General features: G+C 69.4%; 17 protein-coding genes. 11 read left to right on the top strand and 6 right to left on the bottom strand.

From position 1 onward, the window contains the following. Positions 1-53: 53 nt before the first annotated feature. On the bottom strand, positions 54-425 hold the full coding sequence (locus AC1RTO_RS00085; RefSeq protein ID WP_493158946.1) for a winged helix-turn-helix domain-containing protein: 372 nt from the start codon (positions 423-425) through the stop codon (positions 54-56). A 1-nt stretch (position 426) separates the two neighbouring features. After that, positions 427-633, bottom strand: a complete 207-nt coding sequence (locus tag AC1RTO_RS00080) for a TOBE domain-containing protein (protein ID WP_293875135.1) — start codon at positions 631-633, stop codon at positions 427-429. Between the two features lie 166 nt (positions 634-799). Here AC1RTO_RS00080 and AC1RTO_RS00075 point away from each other — a divergent pair, with 166 nt between their 5' ends. After that, positions 800-2,164: an oligogalacturonate lyase family protein gene (locus tag AC1RTO_RS00075; RefSeq protein WP_493160292.1), complete on the top strand. Its 1,365-nt coding sequence runs from the start codon at positions 800-802 to the stop codon at positions 2,162-2,164. Between the two features lie 116 nt (positions 2,165-2,280). Here the strand turns inward: AC1RTO_RS00075 and AC1RTO_RS00070 are convergent, their stop codons facing one another. The 3 genes from AC1RTO_RS00070 to AC1RTO_RS00060 are packed head-to-tail and all read right to left on the bottom strand — an operon-like array spanning position 2,281 to position 6,066. Continuing rightward, positions 2,281-4,530, bottom strand: coding sequence for a xanthine dehydrogenase family protein molybdopterin-binding subunit (locus AC1RTO_RS00070; RefSeq protein WP_493158945.1), 2,250 nt, complete (start codon positions 4,528-4,530; stop codon positions 2,281-2,283). Next, complete coding sequence (locus tag AC1RTO_RS00065) at positions 4,523-5,581, bottom strand: FAD binding domain-containing protein (protein ID WP_493158944.1); 1,059 nt, start codon at positions 5,579-5,581, stop codon at positions 4,523-4,525. Before AC1RTO_RS00065 ends, AC1RTO_RS00070 begins: the two co-directional genes overlap by 8 nt. Beyond that, positions 5,578-6,066 (bottom strand): (2Fe-2S)-binding protein, encoded by a 489-nt coding sequence (locus tag AC1RTO_RS00060; RefSeq protein ID WP_493158943.1) that lies wholly within the window; start codon positions 6,064-6,066, stop codon positions 5,578-5,580. Before AC1RTO_RS00060 ends, AC1RTO_RS00065 begins: the two co-directional genes overlap by 4 nt. A gap of 106 nt (positions 6,067-6,172) precedes the next feature. Here AC1RTO_RS00060 and AC1RTO_RS00055 point away from each other — a divergent pair, with 106 nt between their 5' ends. Further along, positions 6,173-6,754, top strand: a complete 582-nt coding sequence (locus tag AC1RTO_RS00055; protein ID WP_493158942.1) for a TetR/AcrR family transcriptional regulator — start codon at positions 6,173-6,175, stop codon at positions 6,752-6,754. Between the two features lie 17 nt (positions 6,755-6,771). Here the strand turns inward: AC1RTO_RS00055 and AC1RTO_RS00050 are convergent, their stop codons facing one another. Beyond that, the gene (locus AC1RTO_RS00050) at positions 6,772-7,770 is read right to left on the bottom strand and encodes a LacI family DNA-binding transcriptional regulator (protein WP_493158941.1); all 999 of its coding nucleotides are present in this window, start codon (positions 7,768-7,770) and stop codon (positions 6,772-6,774) included. A gap of 124 nt (positions 7,771-7,894) precedes the next feature. On the opposite strand from AC1RTO_RS00050, the gene AC1RTO_RS00045 reads away from it, so the two are divergent. The 9 genes from AC1RTO_RS00045 to AC1RTO_RS00005 form a co-directional block, all read left to right on the top strand. Continuing rightward, entirely contained in the window at positions 7,895-9,154 is a 1,260-nt protein-coding gene (locus tag AC1RTO_RS00045) for an MFS transporter (RefSeq protein ID WP_493158940.1), read from the top strand. Between the two features lie 5 nt (positions 9,155-9,159). Further along, positions 9,160-10,215 carry a sugar phosphate isomerase/epimerase family protein gene (locus tag AC1RTO_RS00040; protein ID WP_493160291.1) on the top strand — a complete coding sequence of 352 codons (1,056 nt, stop codon included), beginning with the start codon at positions 9,160-9,162 and terminating at the stop codon, positions 10,213-10,215. Further along, complete coding sequence (locus AC1RTO_RS00035) at positions 10,212-11,363, top strand: Gfo/Idh/MocA family protein (RefSeq protein WP_493158939.1); 1,152 nt, start codon at positions 10,212-10,214, stop codon at positions 11,361-11,363. The genes AC1RTO_RS00040 and AC1RTO_RS00035 overlap by 4 nt, the downstream gene beginning before the upstream one ends. Then, positions 11,360-11,746, top strand: a complete 387-nt coding sequence (locus AC1RTO_RS00030) for a c-type cytochrome (RefSeq protein WP_493158938.1) — start codon at positions 11,360-11,362, stop codon at positions 11,744-11,746. The genes AC1RTO_RS00035 and AC1RTO_RS00030 overlap by 4 nt, the downstream gene beginning before the upstream one ends. Next, the gene (locus AC1RTO_RS00025) at positions 11,743-12,654 is read left to right on the top strand and encodes a hydroxypyruvate isomerase family protein (protein ID WP_493158937.1); all 912 of its coding nucleotides are present in this window, start codon (positions 11,743-11,745) and stop codon (positions 12,652-12,654) included. Before AC1RTO_RS00030 ends, AC1RTO_RS00025 begins: the two co-directional genes overlap by 4 nt. Before the next feature lie 25 nt (positions 12,655-12,679). Further along, a complete protein-coding gene (locus AC1RTO_RS00020; RefSeq protein ID WP_493158936.1) occupies positions 12,680-13,246 on the top strand; it encodes a gluconate 2-dehydrogenase subunit 3 family protein in 567 nt (188 codons plus the stop codon). Further along, positions 13,243-14,076, top strand: a complete 834-nt coding sequence (locus AC1RTO_RS00015; RefSeq protein ID WP_493158935.1) for a sugar phosphate isomerase/epimerase family protein — start codon at positions 13,243-13,245, stop codon at positions 14,074-14,076. Before AC1RTO_RS00020 ends, AC1RTO_RS00015 begins: the two co-directional genes overlap by 4 nt. 26 nt (positions 14,077-14,102) lie before the next feature. Then, entirely contained in the window at positions 14,103-15,779 is a 1,677-nt protein-coding gene (locus tag AC1RTO_RS00010) for a GMC family oxidoreductase (RefSeq protein ID WP_493158934.1), read from the top strand. Between the two features lie 194 nt (positions 15,780-15,973). Then, on the top strand, positions 15,974-16,854 hold an 881-nt coding region (locus AC1RTO_RS00005), incomplete at its 3' end, for a methyl-accepting chemotaxis protein (protein WP_493158933.1).

Here is a 16,854-nt window from a genome sequence, read left to right as displayed (position 1 = left end):
ATCCGTTCGTATACACAGCGGGACACAGGCGAACAGCCCGTGGAATCAGGATTTTACGAAGGGTCGGCGGGAACGTCGCGCAGCGCGGCGGCGAGGCGGCGATAGGCGGGATGGTCGGCGACGTCCGCCATCGCCGCCTCCAGCTCGCGATAGGCGGCGAGCATCGACGCGCCCGCCGCGGTCAGCCGTGCGCCGCGTTCGCGCCCGCCCCCGCGCAGCGTCTCGACCAAGGGCTCGGCGAAACAGCGGTTCATCTCGTCGACGAGCAGCCAGGCGCGGCGGTAGCTCATGCCGAGCGCGCGGCCGGCGGCGGAGATCGAGCCGTCGCGCCGGATCGCATCGAGCAGGTCGGCCTTGCCCGGGCCGAGCGCATAGGCATCGCCGCAGGCGAGCTGCAGCTTCAGCTTGAGCGCGCCGACCTTCACCTCATTTGCCGATCAGTACGTCGCTCGCCTTGACGACGACGGTGACGCGATCGCCCTCCGCCAGCGCCAGATCGGCGATCGCCTCTTCGGTGATGCTCGACGTGACGATGATGCCGCCCCCGATATCGACCTTGATCGTCCCGTTCACCGCCCCCGGCGTGATGCCGACGACCGTCCCCGGAATCTGGTTGCGCGCACTGAGTTTCATCGGGACCTCCATCTGTGACGGCGATGATAGGCGCATCGTCCGGCGGCGCCAACACGATCGAATGCCCGATAAATGATGGACCTTACAGTCAGGATGTGGAACCTGTCGCATCAATCGACCACGCAAGGTCGAACGTCCGTCCCGAGAGGAATCGCCCGTGAAGCCAATGCCATGGATTGCCGCCGCCGCCCTGATGGCGAGCACCGCCGCCACCGCGCAACAGGTGCCGGTGCTGACGGCGAAGCCGGACATGCAGGCGACGCCGCCCAGGACCTGGATCGACCGCACCACCGGTCATCGCGTCGTCCGCATCTCCGACCAGCCGGGCAGCAGCAGCAATTACTTCAACGTCAACAGCTACACCCCCGACGGCCGCTGGATGGCCTATAGCTCGCCCGCCGGGATCATGGCGCTCGACCTCAGGAGCTGGACGTCGAAGCTGATCGTGCCGGGCCGGGTCAGCCTGCAATTCGTCGGCCACCGCACCGGCACCGTCTATTACCTCACCGCGCTGGAACAGACGCAGGGGCACGACGGCCCCGCCGGCGCCGGCGCCAGAACGGGCCCGCGCGCGATCATGGGCTATGACATCGCCACCGGCAAAAGCCGCCGGATCGCCGACCTCCAGCCCGGCTATTCGATCGCGACGATCAACGCGGACGAAACGCTGTTCGCGGGTGCGCGCAACACCGGCGACGGCCCCGGCGCGGGCGTCAACCCGGGCAGCGTCATGGCCAGTCGCGATCCCGCCGCGGAGCGTGGCCCCAACGGCGAGAAACTCACCTATGCCGAGGGGCGCGAGGTGCAGATCAACCGCCGGCTGATGCAGCGCATCCCGATGGAGATCTTCACGATCGATATCAGAACCGGCGCGAGGAAGACGATCACCGCATCGACCGACTGGCTCAACCACCTGCAATTCTCGCCGACCGATCCCAACGTCCTGCTCTATTGCCACGAGGGCAACTGGCATGTCGTCGACCGGCTGTGGCTGGTGCGCGTCGACCGGCCGGACACGCCGAAGCGGCTCCACACGCGGACGATGAACATGGAGATCGCCGGCCACGAATGGTGGAGCAAGGACGGCAAGACCGTCTGGTATGACCTGCAGACCCCGCGCGGCGAGGATTTCTGGGTGGCGGGCTATGACGTCGCGACCGCGCGGCGGCGCTGGTATCATCTCGACCGCAACGCCTGGGGAGTGCATTTCAACAGTTCGCCCGACGGGACGCTGTTCGCCAGCGACGGCGGCGATCCCGAGATGGCGGCGCACGCGCCCGACGGCAAATATATCCAGCTGCTCCGCCCGCGTGCGATTCCCGACGTCGCCGGCATCCATGCCGCCAACAGCGCCGACCTCATCACCCCGGGCGCGTTCGATGCGGAGCGGCTGGTCGACCTCAACCCCCACGATTACCGCTCGGAGCCCAACGCCAGCTTCACCCCCGACGGCAAATGGCTGGTGTTCCGGTCGAACATGTGGGGACCGGGGCATGTCTATGCGGTCGAGGTGGCGAAGGCGGGGCGTTGATCTGGCGTTGCGCGCTGGCCCTCACCCGTTCGCCGGCTTCGCCATCTTTTTCCTCTCCCGCCGGGAGAGGAAAAAGGCGCGTGGCGGCGACAGGGTGAGGCGCGCGCGACGCCGCCTTACAACAGTGTCTCGATCGCGATCGGGAAGCGGCGTGGGCGGACCCCGGTGGCGTGCCAGACCGCATTCGCGACCGCGCCGGCGCTGCCGGTGATGCCGATCTCGCCGACGCCCTTGATCCCGAGCGCGTTGACGTGGGCGTCCTCCTCGGGAACCTGGATGCATTCGAGCGAGGGCACGTCGGCGTTCACCGGCACGTGATATTCGCCGAGGTTCGGGTTCATCACCCGGCCGCTGCGCGGATCGACCACCGCCGCCTCGTGCAGCGCGAACGACACGCCCCAGATCATGCCGCCGTACAGCTGGCTGTCGACCATGCGCGGATTGATGATCCGCCCCGCGGCGAAGGCGCCGACCAGCCGCGTCGCGCGCACCTGACCAAGCTCCGGATCGACCTTCACCTCGGCGAAGACCGCGCCGTGCGCATGCTTCGAATAGGCCTCGCTCGCCGGGTCGGCGGCGGCATGGCCGTTGCCCTCCACCTCCGTCTTGCCGGCACGGCGCAGGATCGCGGCATAGCTTTCGCCGCGGCCCTCGTCGTCGCGGCGATACAGATGCCCGTCGCGCGCGACCACGCCGGCATTGCCCGCGCCGTAGAGCGGCGAATCCGGCCGGTCGACCGCCAGCGCGGCGAGCGCGGCGATCACCGCGGCGCCGGCTTCGTGGATCGCCATGCCCGCGGTCGCGGTATGCCCCGATCCGCCGGCGATGCCGGCATCGGGCAGGTCGGAACTGCCCGAGCGGAAATCGGTGTCGGCCGGATCGAGCCCGAGGCTGTCGGCGGCGATCTGCGCCAGCGCGGTCCACGCGCCCTGCCCCATGTCGTGCGCGCCGATCTCCACCGTCCCGCGCCCGTCGTCGCGGATGACGGCGCGGGCGTTGCCCTCGAACATCAGTGCCGGGAAGATCGCGGTGCCCATGCCCCAGCCGACCAGCAGCCCGTCGGCATCGCGCATCGTGCGCGGCTGCAACGGCCGGTCCGACCAGCCGAAGCGCGCCGCGGCCTGCGCATAGCATTCGCGCAGCGCCTTCGACGAAAAGGGCTTGCCGTCGAGCGGATCGACCTCGGCATAATTGGCGAGGCGGAAGGCGAGCGGGTCCATCCCGCAGGCATAGGCGGCCTCGTCGATCGCGCATTCGAGCGCGATCGATCCGCTCGCCTCGCCGGGGGCGCGCATGAAGCCGGGCGTGCCCGAATGGACGCGGACGACGTCGTGGCTGGTCGCGATCGCGCCCGCCGCATAGACCGACTGGCTGGTGTTGGACGAGGGTTCGAAGAAATCGTCGAACACGCTCGACACGGTGCGGGTGTGATGGCCGAGCGCGGTCAGCCGCCCGTCCGCGTCGGCGCCGATGCGCAGGTCCTGCCGGGTCTGGCCGCGGTGGCTGACCGCGCCGTACATATGCTCGCGGCGCAGCACGAGCTTGACCGGCCGGCCGACCAGCCGCGCCGCGAGGATGCCGAGCACCATCGGCCCGGCGACCATTCCCTTCGATCCGAAGCCGCCGCCGAGGAACGGGCTGCGGATATGGATGCCGGCGGGATCGATCCCGAACAGCCCGGCGATGCGGCCCTGCGCCATCGCCATGCCCTGGCTCGGCATGTCGATCGACAGCGTGTCGCCGTCCCAGGCGGCGACGATCGCATGCGGCTCCATCGGGTTGTGATATTGCGCCGGCGTCTCGTAGCGCGCCGCGATCCGCACCGTGGCATCGGCCAGCCCGGCATCGAGGTCCCCCGTCGCCGCGGCGGCGGGGGCGCCCGCGCCGACGACCGGCGGCACGAACGGGTCGGCGGCGTCGAGGCCGACCAGCGGCGCCTCCGCGTCATAGGTCGGTGCCAGCAGCGCCGCGCCCTCGGTCGCCGCCTCCAGCGTCTCGGCGATCACCACCGCGATCGCCTGTCCGGGATAGCGGACGCGGTCGTTCTGCAGCAGGTCGAGCCGGAACATGAAGGGATGGTCCTTCGCGTCCGGGTCCATCGCCAGCGGCGGGCGGTTGGCGGGGGTCATCACCGCGACGACGCCGGGGTGCGCCTGTGCAGCGGCGACGTTCATGCCGGTGACGCGGCCATTGGCGATCGTCGCGACCCGCATCACCGCGTGCAGCAGGCCGTCGGGGTGCGCATCGGCGGCATAGGCCGCGCGGCCGGTGACCTTCAGCATGCCTTCGGCGCGGGTCAGCGGCTGGCCGATGTTGGAACCGTGGCGGCGGTGGAGCGGAGCGGGCGTCAGCGTCAGGTCAGCCATGATCGATTTCTCCGGCAGCGGCGGCGAAGGGCGAGGCGGGTAACGGCGGCAGGCGGTCGGGCGTGCCCGCCGCGGCGCGGATCAGCGCGCGCACCGCGATCCGCCGTGCGAGTGCGATCTTATAGCCATTGTCGCCGGAGGCGCGCGCATCGGCGAGCGCCACCTCCGCCGCGCGTTCGAAGGTCGCGCGGGTCGGCGCCTCGCCGGCGAGCAATGCCTCGGCCGCCGCGGCGCGCCATGGTCTGGCCGCGACCCCGCCCAGCGCCAGCCGGCCGGCGCGGATGCGGCCATCGGCGATGTCGAGCGCCGCCGCCGCCGAGACGACCGCGAAGGCATAGGAGGTCCGCTCGCGCACCTTGATGTAGCGCTGGTGCGCGGCGAACGCGCCCGCCGCCGCGGGCAGCCGGATCGCGACGATCAACTCGCCGGGCATGAGGGCGGTTTCGACATGCGGCGTGTCGCCGGGCAGGTGGTGCAATCCGGCGAGCGGCACGTCGCGGCGGCCGTCGACGCCCTCGACCTCGACGATCGCGTCGAGCGCGACCAGCGGCACGCAGAAGTCGGAGGGATGCGTCGCGATGCACCGCTCGCTCCAGCCGAGCACGGCGTGCAGCCGGTTCTCGCCGTCGCGCGCGTCGCAGCCCGATCCCGGCACGCGCCGGTTGCAGGCGCTGGCGGTGTCGTAGAAATAGGCGCAGCGGGTGCGTTGCAGCAGGTTGCCGCCGACCGTCGCGGCGTTGCGCAGCTGCGGCGACGCCCCCGACAGCAGCGCCTCGGCCACCGCCGGGAAGCGCGCGGCGAAGCCGGGATCGAAGGCGAGCGTGCTGTTGCGAACCAGCGCACCGATCCTGACGTCGCCATTGGCCAGCGTCTCGATCCCGTCGAGTCCGGGCAGCCGGGTCAGGTCGACCAGCCGCACCGGCTGCGTCACCCCGCCCTTCATCAGGTCGAGCAGGTTGGTCCCCGCCCCCAGATAGGCCGCGCCGTCCGCGCTGCCGGCGGCGACCGCCTCCGCGACGTTCGTCGGGCGATGATAGTCGAACCGGTTCATGCGACCTCTCCCGCCGCCATCGCGCGTTGCGCGGTGCAGACCGCCTCGGTGATGCCCTTGTAGGCGCCGCAACGGCACAGGTTGCCGCTCATCCCCTCGCGCACCCGCTCGGGGTCGTCGCCCGCCTGCCCCTCGGTGATCAGGCCGATCGCGCTCATGATCTGGCCGGGCGTGCAGAAGCCGCACTGGAAGCCGTCATGCGCGATGAACGCCTGCTGCACCGGGTGCAGCGTATCGCCGTCGGCGACGCCCTCGATCGTCAGCACCTCGGCGCCGTCATGGCTGAGCGCCAGCGCGAGACAGGCGTTGATCCGCCGCCCGTCGACCAGCATCGTGCAGGCACCGCACTGCCCACGGTCGCAGCCCTTCTTGGTGCCGGTCAGGTGCAGCCGCTCGCGCACGAGGTCGAGCAAGGTGACGCGCGGGTCGTCGAGCGTGATCGCGTGATGCTGCTGGTTGATCGTCAGGCCGATGGAGAAAGTCATGCCGCGACTCCGATCGAGTTATGATAGCAAGGATGCCGAAGCCGCTTATACGGAGGATGCCTCCGCTTTTCAACGCTGCTTTTCAAGGGGGTGCGACGGATCAGGGATGGAAACCGCGCCGACACGCCCGACACGCCGGACCAGAGCCGATGCGACGCGCAATCGCGAGACGCTGGTGACCGCCGCCAAGGCCGTGTTCGCGCGGGACGGCGCCGCCGCCAGCCTCGACGCCGTGGTGCGCGAGGCGGGGTTCGGCATCGGCACGCTCTACCGCCATTTCCCGACGCGTGAGGCGCTGTACGAGGCGGTCTATCGCCGCGATATCGAGCAGCTGGTCGCGCTGGCCGATGCGGCGACCGACAGCGGCGATCCGGTCGCGGACCTGCGCCACTGGCTGCACGCGATGGTCGACATGGTCGCGACCAAGAAGGGGATGATCGCCGCCTTCGCACTGGCCGCCGACACGACGTCGGCGATCTCGGCGCGCTGGACGGGATCGCTGACCGGTGCGCTCGACGCGCAGCTCGACCGCGCGGTAAGCACCGGCCGAATCCGGCCGGACATTCGCGGCGAGGAATTGCTGCTCGCCGTCGTCGGCATGTGCATGCTGCGCGACCAGCCCGGCTGGCAGGCGAGCGTCGCCCGGCTGATCGACACCCTGGTCGACGGCCTGCACACCCCGGGCTGACGCCCCCGCCCCTTCCGTCAGCGCACCCGCGCGGTGCTGCCGCGTACGACCAGCTCGTGGTCGAGCGTGATGTGGCGGCTCGGACCGTCGACGTTGCGCAGGATGGCGACGAGCAGTTCGACGGTGCGGCGGCCGATCATCGCCTTGGGCTGGGCGATGGTGGTCAGCGGCGGCTGGAAAAAGCGGGCGAGCGGCAGGTCGTCGAACCCCGCCACGGAGATGTCGCCGGGGCAGGACAGCCCGCGCGCCGCGACCGCGGCGATCGCCCCCAGCGCCATCTCGTCGCTGAAGCAGAACAGCGCGGTGACCCCCGCATCGAGCAGCGCCGCCGCCTGCTCGAATCCCGACCGTGCCGAATAGTCGCCGGTCCGCACCACCACTTGCTCCGCCAGCCCGGCCCGCTGCCCCGCCGCCATCGCCCCCGCGAGGCGGTCGCGGCTGATCGGACTGATCGCCGGGCCGGTGACGAGGCCGATCGCGCGATGCCCCAGCGCGACCAGATGATCGACCATCGCCGCGCTCGCCGCCGCATTGTCGATATGGACGCTCGGCACGCCGATGTCGGGGCTGTATTCGCAGCCGTTGACGATCGGCGCGGCAGCGCCCTGCTGCGCGAGCAGCGGCGCGAGGCTGGTCGGCAGGCGATGGCCGAGGAAGATCAGCCCGTCGACCTCGCGCCGCGACAGCATCTCGGCATATTGATCCTCGACCTCCGGATCGTGCCGGGTATCGCCGACCACCACCGCATAGCCGGCATCGCGCGCCGCCTCCTCCGCGCCGCGGATGACGCTGGCGAAGAACGGGTTGGAGATGTCGGGCACGGTCAGCAGGATCTTGGCGGCGCGCAGGGTGCGCAGCGTCCGCGCCGCGACATTGGGGCGGTAGCCGAGCGCGCGCACCGCCTCCAGCACCCGGTGGCGGGTCGATTCGGCGACGCGATCGGGCTGGCTGAGCACGCGCGACACGGTCGCGGTGGACACGCCCGCCCGGGCGGCGACGTCGATGATCGTCGGCATCGCGCGGTCATGGATCGGGACGGTGGCGCTGTCGATCGAGATCGTATGTAATCCTTTACATCGTCGGACGACCTGCCTAGCCTGATCCCCGTCAAGCAGGCAAACTGCGATGGAGGGGATGGCGATGGCCATAGCGCAAGGTGCTGCGAACACGGACGGAACCGGGGCCGCGACGGGCGCCGATGGCTGGCTGACCGGCCGGCTCAGCGCGCTGATGTTCATGCAATTCTTCGTCTGGGGCGCGTGGAACGTCACGCTCGGCCTCGTGATGCAGACGGTCGGTATCGGCAGCCTGATCGGCAACGCCTTTTCGGTCGGGCCGATCGCCTCGATCGTCGGATCGTTCCTGCTCGGCATGGCCGCCGCCCGCTATGTCGCGCCGCGCATGCTGATGGTGATCCTGCATCTGGTCGGCGGCGCCATCCTGTTCGCGCTGCCCGCGCTGGTGACGCCGGAACATGGCGCGACCTTCGTCTGGCTGCTGCTCGGCTATATGATCCTCTACATGCCGACCGTCGGCCTCGCCAACACGATCGCGCTCAAGAGCTTCGGCGAGCGGACCGACAATTTCCCCTTCGTCCGCGCCTTCGGCACGCTGGGCTGGATCGCCGCGGGGCTGATCGTCGGCTGGGCGGGCCTGTCCGCCAGCCCGGCGATCTTCCAGGTCGCGGCCGTCGTCTCGGTCGCGCTCGGCCTCTACAGCTTCACCCTGCCCAACGTCGCCGCCGACGCGCCGCGCGACGAAAGCGTCCTGCGGCAGGTGCTGTGCGTCGAGGCGTTCGGGCTGATGCGGCAGCGGTCGTTCCTGATCTTCATCCTGTGCGCGACGCTGATCTCGATCCCGCTGGCGATGTATTATGCCTATGCCTCGCCCTATGTCGGCGCGGCGGGGATCAGCAACGTCGGCGGCACGCTGGCGATCGGCCAGATGTCCGAATTGGTGTTCATGTTCTCGATGCCGTGGCTCTATCGTCGCTTCGGGGTGAAGCCGCTGCTGCTGGTCGGCATGGCCGCCTGGGCGCTGCGCTATGCCCTGTTCGCGATCGGCGACGGCGGTGCGGGGCTGTGGGCGGTCTATCTCGGCGTCGCGCTGCACGGCGTCTGCTACGATTTCTTCTTCGTCGCGGGCGCGATCTACACCGGCACGATCGCCACGCCCAAGGGGGTGAACGCGCAGGCGCAGGGCATGCTGACGCTGTTCACCTATGGCGTCGGCATGCTGCTGGGGTCGCAGATCGGCGCGGCGCTCTATGCGCAACTGCCCGCCAACCCGACGATCGCCGACTGGCATGCGATGTGGTGGTATCCCGCGATCGCGGCGGCGCTGATCGCGCTGCTGTTCCAGCTGACTTTCCGGGACGATCGCAAGGGAGTGACGGCGTGACCGCGATGCAGGGGCCGGGCATCTTTCTGGCGCAGTTCCTGGGCGATGCGCCGCCGTTCGACACGCTGGAGAATCTCGCACGCTGGGCGTCGGGCCTCGGCTATGCCGGCGTCCAGATCCCGTGCGATTCGCGGCTGATCGACCTGCGTCAGGCGGCGGAGAGCCAGACCTATTGCGACGACCTGACCGGCATGCTCGCGCAGCACGATATCGCGATCACCGAATTGTCGACGCATTTGCAGGGGCAATTGGTCGCGGTGCACCCGGCCTATGACGCGCTGTTCGACGGCTTCGCCCCGCCCGAGGTGCACGGCAGGCCCGCCGAGCGCCAGCGCTGGGCGGTCGAGCAGGTCACGCTCGCCGCGCGTGCCAGCGCCAGATTGGGCCTCAAGGCGCATGCGACCTTCTCTGGCGCGCTCGCCTGGCCCTATGTCTATCCCTGGCCGCAGCGCCCCGCCGGGCTGGTCGAGGAGGCGTTCGCCGAACTCGCCCGCCGCTGGCTGCCGATCCTCGACGTGTTCGAGGACGCCGGCGTTGATTGCGCGTTCGAGGTCCATCCCGGCGAGGACGTACACGACGGCGCGACCTGGGAACGCTTCCTCGCCGCGGTCGGCGGCCATCCGCGCGCGCGCCTGCTGTTCGACCCGTCGCATTTCGTGCTGCAACAGCTCGACTATCTCGACTTCATCGACCGCTATCACGACCGGATTTCCTGCTTCCACGTCAAGGATGCCGAATTCAACCCGACCGGCCGGTCGGGCGTCTATGGCGGTTATGAAAATTGGGTCGATCGCGCCGGCCGGTTCCGCTCACTGGGCGATGGGCATGTTGATTTCACGCCTATCTTCAGTAAGTTGGCGCAATATGGCTATCAGGGTTGGGCCGTGCTCGAATGGGAGTGCGCGCTGAAACGCAGTGACGACGGCGCACGCGAGGGCGCGCCCTTCATCCGGGATCACATCATCCGGCTGACCGACCATCCGTTCGACGATTTCGCCGCAAGCGGCATCGACCGCGCGGCGATCCGCGCGATCCTCGGCCTGCCCGGGGACCCGGCATGACGGCGACGCGGCATCCGCTGCGGCTCGGCATGGCCGGCGGTGGCGAGGGTGCGTTCATCGGCGCCATCCACCGCAAGGCGGCGGCGCTCGACGGCGACTGGCGGCTGGTCGCGGGTGCATTCAGCACCGATGCCGATCGCAGCCGGCGCAGCGGCGCCGCGCTCGGCCTCGACCCGGCGCGCGCTTATGCCTCGATCGACGCGCTGATCGCCGGCGAGGCCGCGCTGCCCGCGGACGAGCGGATCGATGCGCTCGCCATCGTCACCCCCAATCACCTGCACGCGCCGATGGCGATCGCCGCGCTGGAGGCGGGGTTCCACGTCTTCTGCGAAAAGCCGATGGCGATCAGCAGCGACGAGGCGCGCGCGATCGCCGCCGCCGCCCGGGCGAGCGGGCGCCGGTTCGCGCTCGCCTTCACCTATAGCGGCTATCCGCTGGTGGAGGAGGCGCGGATCCGCGTCGCGCGCGGCGACCTCGGCGCGATCCGGCTGGTGCAGGTCGAATATCTGCAGGGCTGGCTCAGCCTGCCGATCGACGGCGAGGGCAACAAACAGGCGGCATGGCGCACCGATCCCGCGCAGGCCGGTCCCGGCGGCTGCCTCGGCGATATCGGCACCCACGCCTTCCAGCTCGCCGAGCATGTCTCCGGGCTGCGGGTCGAGGCGGTTGCCGCCGATCTCGCCACGCACGTCGCCGGCCGCCGGCTCGACGACGACGTCGGTGCGCTGCTGCGCTTCGACAATGGCGCGCGCGGGCTGCTCAAGGCGAGCCAGGTCGCCGCGGGCGAGGAGAACGGGCTGAAACTGCGCATCCATGGCGAGCGGGGCGGGCTCGAATGGGCGCAGATGGAGCCGAACACGTTGACGCTGCGCTGGCTCGATCGCCCGGCCGAAGTGATCCGCGCCGGCGGTCCCGGCCTCGACCCCCGCACCGGTGCGCTGCTGCGCACGCCGTCCGGGCATCCGGAGGGCTATATCGAGGCCTTCGCCAACCTCTACCGCGCCTTCGCCGCGACGATCCGGGGCGAGGACGCCTGGTATCCGGGCGTCGGCGACGGGTTGCGCACGATGGCCTTCATCGACGCCATCGTCGCCAATGCCGCATCGGACCGGAAATGGACGACCATCCCCTCGGGAGATACCGAATGAAGCTGTTCCTGGCCCTTGGCGCCGGCACGATCGCCGGTGCGGCGCTGCTCGCCGTCGCCGCCCCCACCCTCGCCCAGACGGCGGCGGCCGCGCCGCCCGCCTTCGCCGCCTGCCGCGCCTGCCACACCGTCAACAAGGGCGGGCGCAACGGCATCGGCCCGAACCTGTACGGCGTCGTCGGCCGGCCCGCCGCGGCGGTGCCGGGCTTCAACTATTCGCCCGCGATGAAGGCGAGCAAGCTGCGCTGGGACGAGAAGACGCTCGACACCTATCTCGCCGGCCCGGCGAAGGTCGTGCCCGGCACCCGCATGCCGATCGCCACGCCCGATGCGGCGAAGCGCGCGACGATCATCGCCTATTTGAAGGCGGAAGGCGCGAAATGACCCTGTCCCGCCGCACGTTGATCGCCGCGGGCGCCGCCGCCGCGGGCGCCTCCGGCCTCGCCATCGCACAGGGCCGGCGGTCGAACGCCGCGCGCTTCTCGCTCGGCTTCGCGCCGCACGAGGGCAGCTTCGCCAGCCGCGGCGACCGGATCGAACAGATCGCCTATGCCGCCGACCAGGGCTTCACCGCCTGGGAGGACAATGAGGCCGCGGGCCGGCCGGTCGCCGAGCAGGAGGCGATGGCGAAGGCGCTGCGCCAGCGCGACATGACGATGGGCGTGTTCGTCGCCAGCATGCCGAAATGGTCGCAGTCCCGGCCGCTGCTCGGTGCCAACGACGGGGCGGAGCGCGAGGCGTTCCTCGCCGATATCCGCGCGTCGATCCCGGTCGCGAAGCGGCTCGACGCGACGCGGATGACCGTCGTCACCGGCTTCATGGACCCCAAGGTGCCGGTCGACATCCAGACCGCGCGCGTCATCGACGTCATGCGCCGCGCCGGCGACATCGTCGCGCCGCACGGCATCGCGATGGTGATGGAGCCGCTCAACACCCGCACCAACCACCCCGGCGTCTACATGCGCTCGATCGCGCAGGGCTATGCGGTGGCGCGCGGCGCGAACAGCCCCGCGGTCAAGATCCTCGCCGACCTGTATCACGAGCAGATCCAGTCGGGGAACCTGATCCCGACGCTCGACATGTGCTGGGACGAGGTCGGCTATATCCAGTTCGGCGACAATCCCGGCCGCAAGGAGCCGGGCACGGGCGAGGTCAACTTCGCCAACATCGTCAAATGGCTGCGCGCCAGACGCTATGCCGGGGTGATCGGCATGGAACATGGCAATTCGGTCCCCGGCCGCGCCGGCGAGGATCGCCTGATCGCCGCCTATCGCACGATCGACCAGGCATGACGCAATCGAGGACAGGAGAGCCGCAATGATCGACCGCAGGACCGCGCTCGCCGGCGTCGCCGCCTTGTTCGGGACGACGATCTTCGCGCCGATCGCACGCGCCGCCGGGCTCGTGCCGGGCACGCTGCCGACGATCAGCGAAGGCCCGCCGAGCGCCGCGGTGTTCACCGCGCCCCAGCGCGCGCTGATGACCGCGCTCAGCGAACGCGTCATCCCGACCACCGACACCCCGGGCGCGATCGCAGCCGGCGTGCCCGCCTATATCGAGAAGCTGCTCGCCGACTGGGCCTATCCCGCCGACCGGGTGCCGATCCTCGCCGGCCTCGACGCGATCGAGGCGCGCAGCGTGCAGGATTACAGGGTCGCGGCCGCACAGGCGACGCCCGCGCAGCAGGACGCGCTGCTGACGCTGGCGATGGACGACCGGATCCCGGGCGGTGGCCTGTTCTTCACCGCGTTCCGCCAGCTCGTCATCACCGGCTATTACACGTCGGAGATCGGGATCACGCAGGAACGCGAATATCTGCCGGTGCCGGGCGAGTATAACGGCGCCTTCCCTTATGCTCAGGTCAACAAGGTGTATAGCGCATGATCCTCGATCGCAGGCACCTGCTCGCCGGCGCCGTCGCGCTCCCCGCGCTCACCCTGCCCGGCATCGCCGCCGCCGCCCGGCTCGGCGCGATCGGGCTGCAGCTCTACACGGTGCGCGAGCTGTTCCAGAAGGACCCGGTCGCCACGCTGGAGGCGGTCGCGCGGATCGGCTATCGCGAGGTCGAATATGGCGGTGGCGGCTATGACGCCATGGACCATGCGATGCTGCGCCGGACGATGGACCGGCTCGGGCTGAAGGCGCCATCGGTGCACATCGCCTATGACGCGCTGCTCGGCCGGTTCGACGCATCGGTGGCGATGGCGAAGACGCTGGGCGCCGACACCGTCGTGCTGCCCTATATGACCGACGAGCATCGCAACGAGGCCGGATGGCAGGCGGCGCTCCCGAACTTCAACCGCATCGCCGCCGACCTGAAGACGGCCGGGCTCGGCTTCGCCTATCACAACCACGATTTCGAATTCACCAACCGCCCCGGCGGGGTCAGCCTGTACGACCGGTTCCTCAAGGACACCGATCCCGCGCTGGTGAAGGTGGAGCTAGACCTCTATTGGGTCGCGCATGCCGGCGTCGATCCGGCGGCGCTGATCGAGCGGCTCGGCCGTCGCCTCTACGCCTTCCACGTCAAGGATACGCGCGCCGACGGCGACATGGCCGCGGTGGGCGCGGGCAAGACCGACTTCGCCCGGCTGTTCCGGCTGAAGGGTGCCGCCGGCGTCCGCCATTTCTACGTCGAGAACGATCGCGCGCCCGCGCCCTATCTGCCCGACATCACGACCAGCTTCCGGACGCTGCGCGCCCTGCGCGTCTGACCACATAACCCTGGGAGGGGATCATCATGGCTGCCACCGACAGGTTCGACGCGATCGTCATCGGATCGGGCATCAGCGGCGGGTTCGCCGCCAAGGAACTGACCGAAAAGGGCATGCGCGTGCTGATGCTCGACCGCGGCACGATGGTCGAACATGCCGAGGGCTATCCCTATGACGGCAAGCCCGCCTATGAGGTGCCGGCGCGCAACGTGATGCCCAAGGCGCTGGTCGACAGCGACTATTTCATCTCGAAGCACGGCTATGTCGCGCCGAGCAACCGCAGCTTCTACAACGACGACCGGCTCAACCCCTATGCCTATGACGAGGGCAGCAAATTCTACTGGATCCGCCCCGCCGCGGTCGGTGGCAAGTCGCTGATCTGGGGGCGCTGGACGTTCCGCTGGGCGCCCGAGGATTTCGCCGCGAACAAGCGCGACGGCGTCGATGGCGAATGGCCGATCGGCTATGACGACGTCGCGCCCTGGTACAGCTATGTCGAGAAATACATCGGCGTCTCGGGCTCGCGCGAGAATCTGCCCTATCTGCCCGACAGCGAATTCCAGCCGCCGATGCCGATGAACGTCGCGGAGACGTGGCTGAAGCAGCGCCTCGAGACGCAATTCCCCGGGCGCAAGCTCATCAACACCCGCCTGTCCAACATGACCGAGGACAAGCCCGACCAGAACCGCACCAAATGCCAGTTCCGCAACCAGTGCAGCAACGGCTGTTCGTTCGGCGCCTATTTCTCGACGCAGGCGGTCACCTTGCCCGCGGCGCGTGCGACCGGCCGGCTGACGCTTCGCTCGGACGCGGTGGTCACCAGCCTCGACTATGACGCGGCGGGCAAGCGCGTCACCGGCGTCCGCTTCGTCGATGCCAAGACGGGCCAGGCGGAGGTGGTGCGTGCCGACATCGTCTTCCTGTGCGCCTCGGCGATGGCCTCGACCCAGATCCTGATGAATTCGCGCGCGCCGGGCGGCGAGCGCAGCCATTTCGACGCCAGCAACACGCTCGGCCGCTACGTGATGGACCATATCTTCCGCGTCAGCATCAACGGCGAGATCCCGGGTATGCAGGACCTGATCGAATATGGCCGGCGACCGGGCGGCGTCTACATTCCGCGCTTCCGCAACATCGGCGGCGAGGAGGGCGTCGGCTTCAAGCGCGGCTATGGCTATCAGGGCAGCGCGCGCCGCGATCCGCTCGGCCCGGTCGGCTTCGGCGCGACGATGAAGCACGGCATGCGCCGCTATGGCCCGTGGAAGTTCGGCATGATGGCCTTCGGCGAATGCCTGCCCTACGCCGACAACCGCGTGTCGCTGCACCCGACCAGAGTCGACCGGTTCGGGATGCCGCTGATGCGCTTCGACGTCACCTTCCGCGACAACGAATTGCGGATGATGGCGGACGCGCGGACGCAGGGCGAGGCGATGCTCCGCGGCGCCGGCCTGTCCAACGTCACCAGCACCGAGGGCGAACACGTCCCCGGCGACGCGATCCACGAGATGGGCGGCGCGCGCATGGGCCGCGATCCGCGCACGTCGGTGCTCAACGCGTGGAGCCAGGCGCATGCGGCGAGCAACCTCTACGTCACCGACGGTGCGCAGATGGCCTCGGTCGCCTGCGTCAATCCATCGCTCACCTTCATGGCGCTCACCGCACGGGCGGTGGACCATGCGGTGACGCGGGCGCGCAAGGCGTAGGGGTACGCGCGCCGCCTTGCACGCCCGGCCGTGGACATCCCATCCACGCGCCTGAATTGTCAGAAAATACTCCCATCCGTATCGGGCGTGTTTAACACGAATTTAGGCATTTAGGTCCAAAACGCACATAAGGGTCGATTCGTGATCCTTAGCCTGCCTGGGATGGTCCCACGCCGGTAGCGAAGGATCAGCGAATGTTTTCGTGGTTTGAAAAAACGGCACCGATCCGTACCAAATTCAAAGTTCTCCTGGCGATTCACGGCACCGTGGCGGCGGCCGGCGTCGCCACCACCTATCTCGCGGCGAAGGCCAATCCGACCGAAGCGATGGTCTATCTTGGCGTCGCGGGCACGCTGTTCGTGCTGACCGTCATCACCGTCCTCGCCAGCGGCAAGATGATAAGCGATCCCTATGTCGCCACGGTGGTGCGTATGGAAGGGCTTGCCGCAGGCGACCTGGTTACGCCGATCGCCTATACCGAGAACCTCGATTGCGTCGGCCGCATGACCCGGGCGATGGAGGTGTTCAAGGGGAACGCCGAAAACATCCAGGCCGCCGCAGCCTCGCAGCAGGTCGTCGTCGGCGCGCTGGGCGAAGGGCTGGAGCGACTCGTCTCCAGCGACCTCAGCTATCGCATCGACCAGACGTTCCCGGCCGACTACGAGCGGCTGCGCACCGATTATAACCGCGCGATGGACGCGGTCGCATCGACGATGAGCGCGGTGACGGAAGCCACCAACGGCATCAACAGCGGCGCGACCGATATCCGTCAGGCGTCGGACGACCTGTCGCAGCGCACCGAACAACAGGCCGCCAGCCTGGAAGAGACCGCCGCGGCGATGGACGAGATCACCTCGACCGTCCGCCAGACCGCCGCCGGTGCGGTGCGCGCCAACGGCGTGGTCGAGGATGCCCGCGTCGAGGCCGAACGCTCGGGCGAGGTCGTCCGCCGCGCGGTGCAGGCGATGAGCGATATCGAGCGTGCCTCGAACGAGATTTCCGAGATCATCTCGGTCATCGACGGGATCGCGTTCCAGACCAACCTGCTCGCGCTCAACGCGGGCGTCGAGGCGGC

It is taken from the genome of Sphingomonas sp. GW821-FHT10F09 (assembly GCF_058809195.1).
The sequence above is the reverse complement of the archived record's forward strand: the minus strand, read 5'-3'. Positions and strand labels throughout refer to the sequence as shown.

Bases quoted from the DNA above. Each gene is read 5' to 3' on its own strand.
- AC1RTO_RS00080 (WP_293875135.1), bottom strand. From the start codon at position 633: ATGAAACTCAGTGCGCGCAACCAGATTCCGGGGACGGTCGTCGGCATC.
- AC1RTO_RS00075 (WP_493160292.1), top strand. From the start codon at position 800: ATGCCATGGATTGCCGCCGCCGCCCTGATGGCGAGCACCGCCGCCACC.
- AC1RTO_RS00070 (WP_493158945.1), bottom strand. From the start codon at position 4,530: ATGGCTGACCTGACGCTGACGCCCGCTCCGCTCCACCGCCGCCACGGT.
- AC1RTO_RS00065 (WP_493158944.1), bottom strand. From the start codon at position 5,581: ATGAACCGGTTCGACTATCATCGCCCGACGAACGTCGCGGAGGCGGTC.
- AC1RTO_RS00060 (WP_493158943.1), bottom strand. From the start codon at position 6,066: ATGACTTTCTCCATCGGCCTGACGATCAACCAGCAGCATCACGCGATC.
- AC1RTO_RS00055 (WP_493158942.1), top strand. From the start codon at position 6,173: ATGGAAACCGCGCCGACACGCCCGACACGCCGGACCAGAGCCGATGCG.
- AC1RTO_RS00050 (WP_493158941.1), bottom strand. From the start codon at position 7,770: ATGCCGACGATCATCGACGTCGCCGCCCGGGCGGGCGTGTCCACCGCG.
- AC1RTO_RS00045 (WP_493158940.1), top strand. From the start codon at position 7,895: ATGGCCATAGCGCAAGGTGCTGCGAACACGGACGGAACCGGGGCCGCG.
- AC1RTO_RS00040 (WP_493160291.1), top strand. From the start codon at position 9,160: ATGCAGGGGCCGGGCATCTTTCTGGCGCAGTTCCTGGGCGATGCGCCG.
- AC1RTO_RS00035 (WP_493158939.1), top strand. From the start codon at position 10,212: ATGACGGCGACGCGGCATCCGCTGCGGCTCGGCATGGCCGGCGGTGGC.
- AC1RTO_RS00030 (WP_493158938.1), top strand. From the start codon at position 11,360: ATGAAGCTGTTCCTGGCCCTTGGCGCCGGCACGATCGCCGGTGCGGCG.
- AC1RTO_RS00025 (WP_493158937.1), top strand. From the start codon at position 11,743: ATGACCCTGTCCCGCCGCACGTTGATCGCCGCGGGCGCCGCCGCCGCG.
- AC1RTO_RS00020 (WP_493158936.1), top strand. From the start codon at position 12,680: ATGATCGACCGCAGGACCGCGCTCGCCGGCGTCGCCGCCTTGTTCGGG.
- AC1RTO_RS00015 (WP_493158935.1), top strand. From the start codon at position 13,243: ATGATCCTCGATCGCAGGCACCTGCTCGCCGGCGCCGTCGCGCTCCCC.
- AC1RTO_RS00010 (WP_493158934.1), top strand. From the start codon at position 14,103: ATGGCTGCCACCGACAGGTTCGACGCGATCGTCATCGGATCGGGCATC.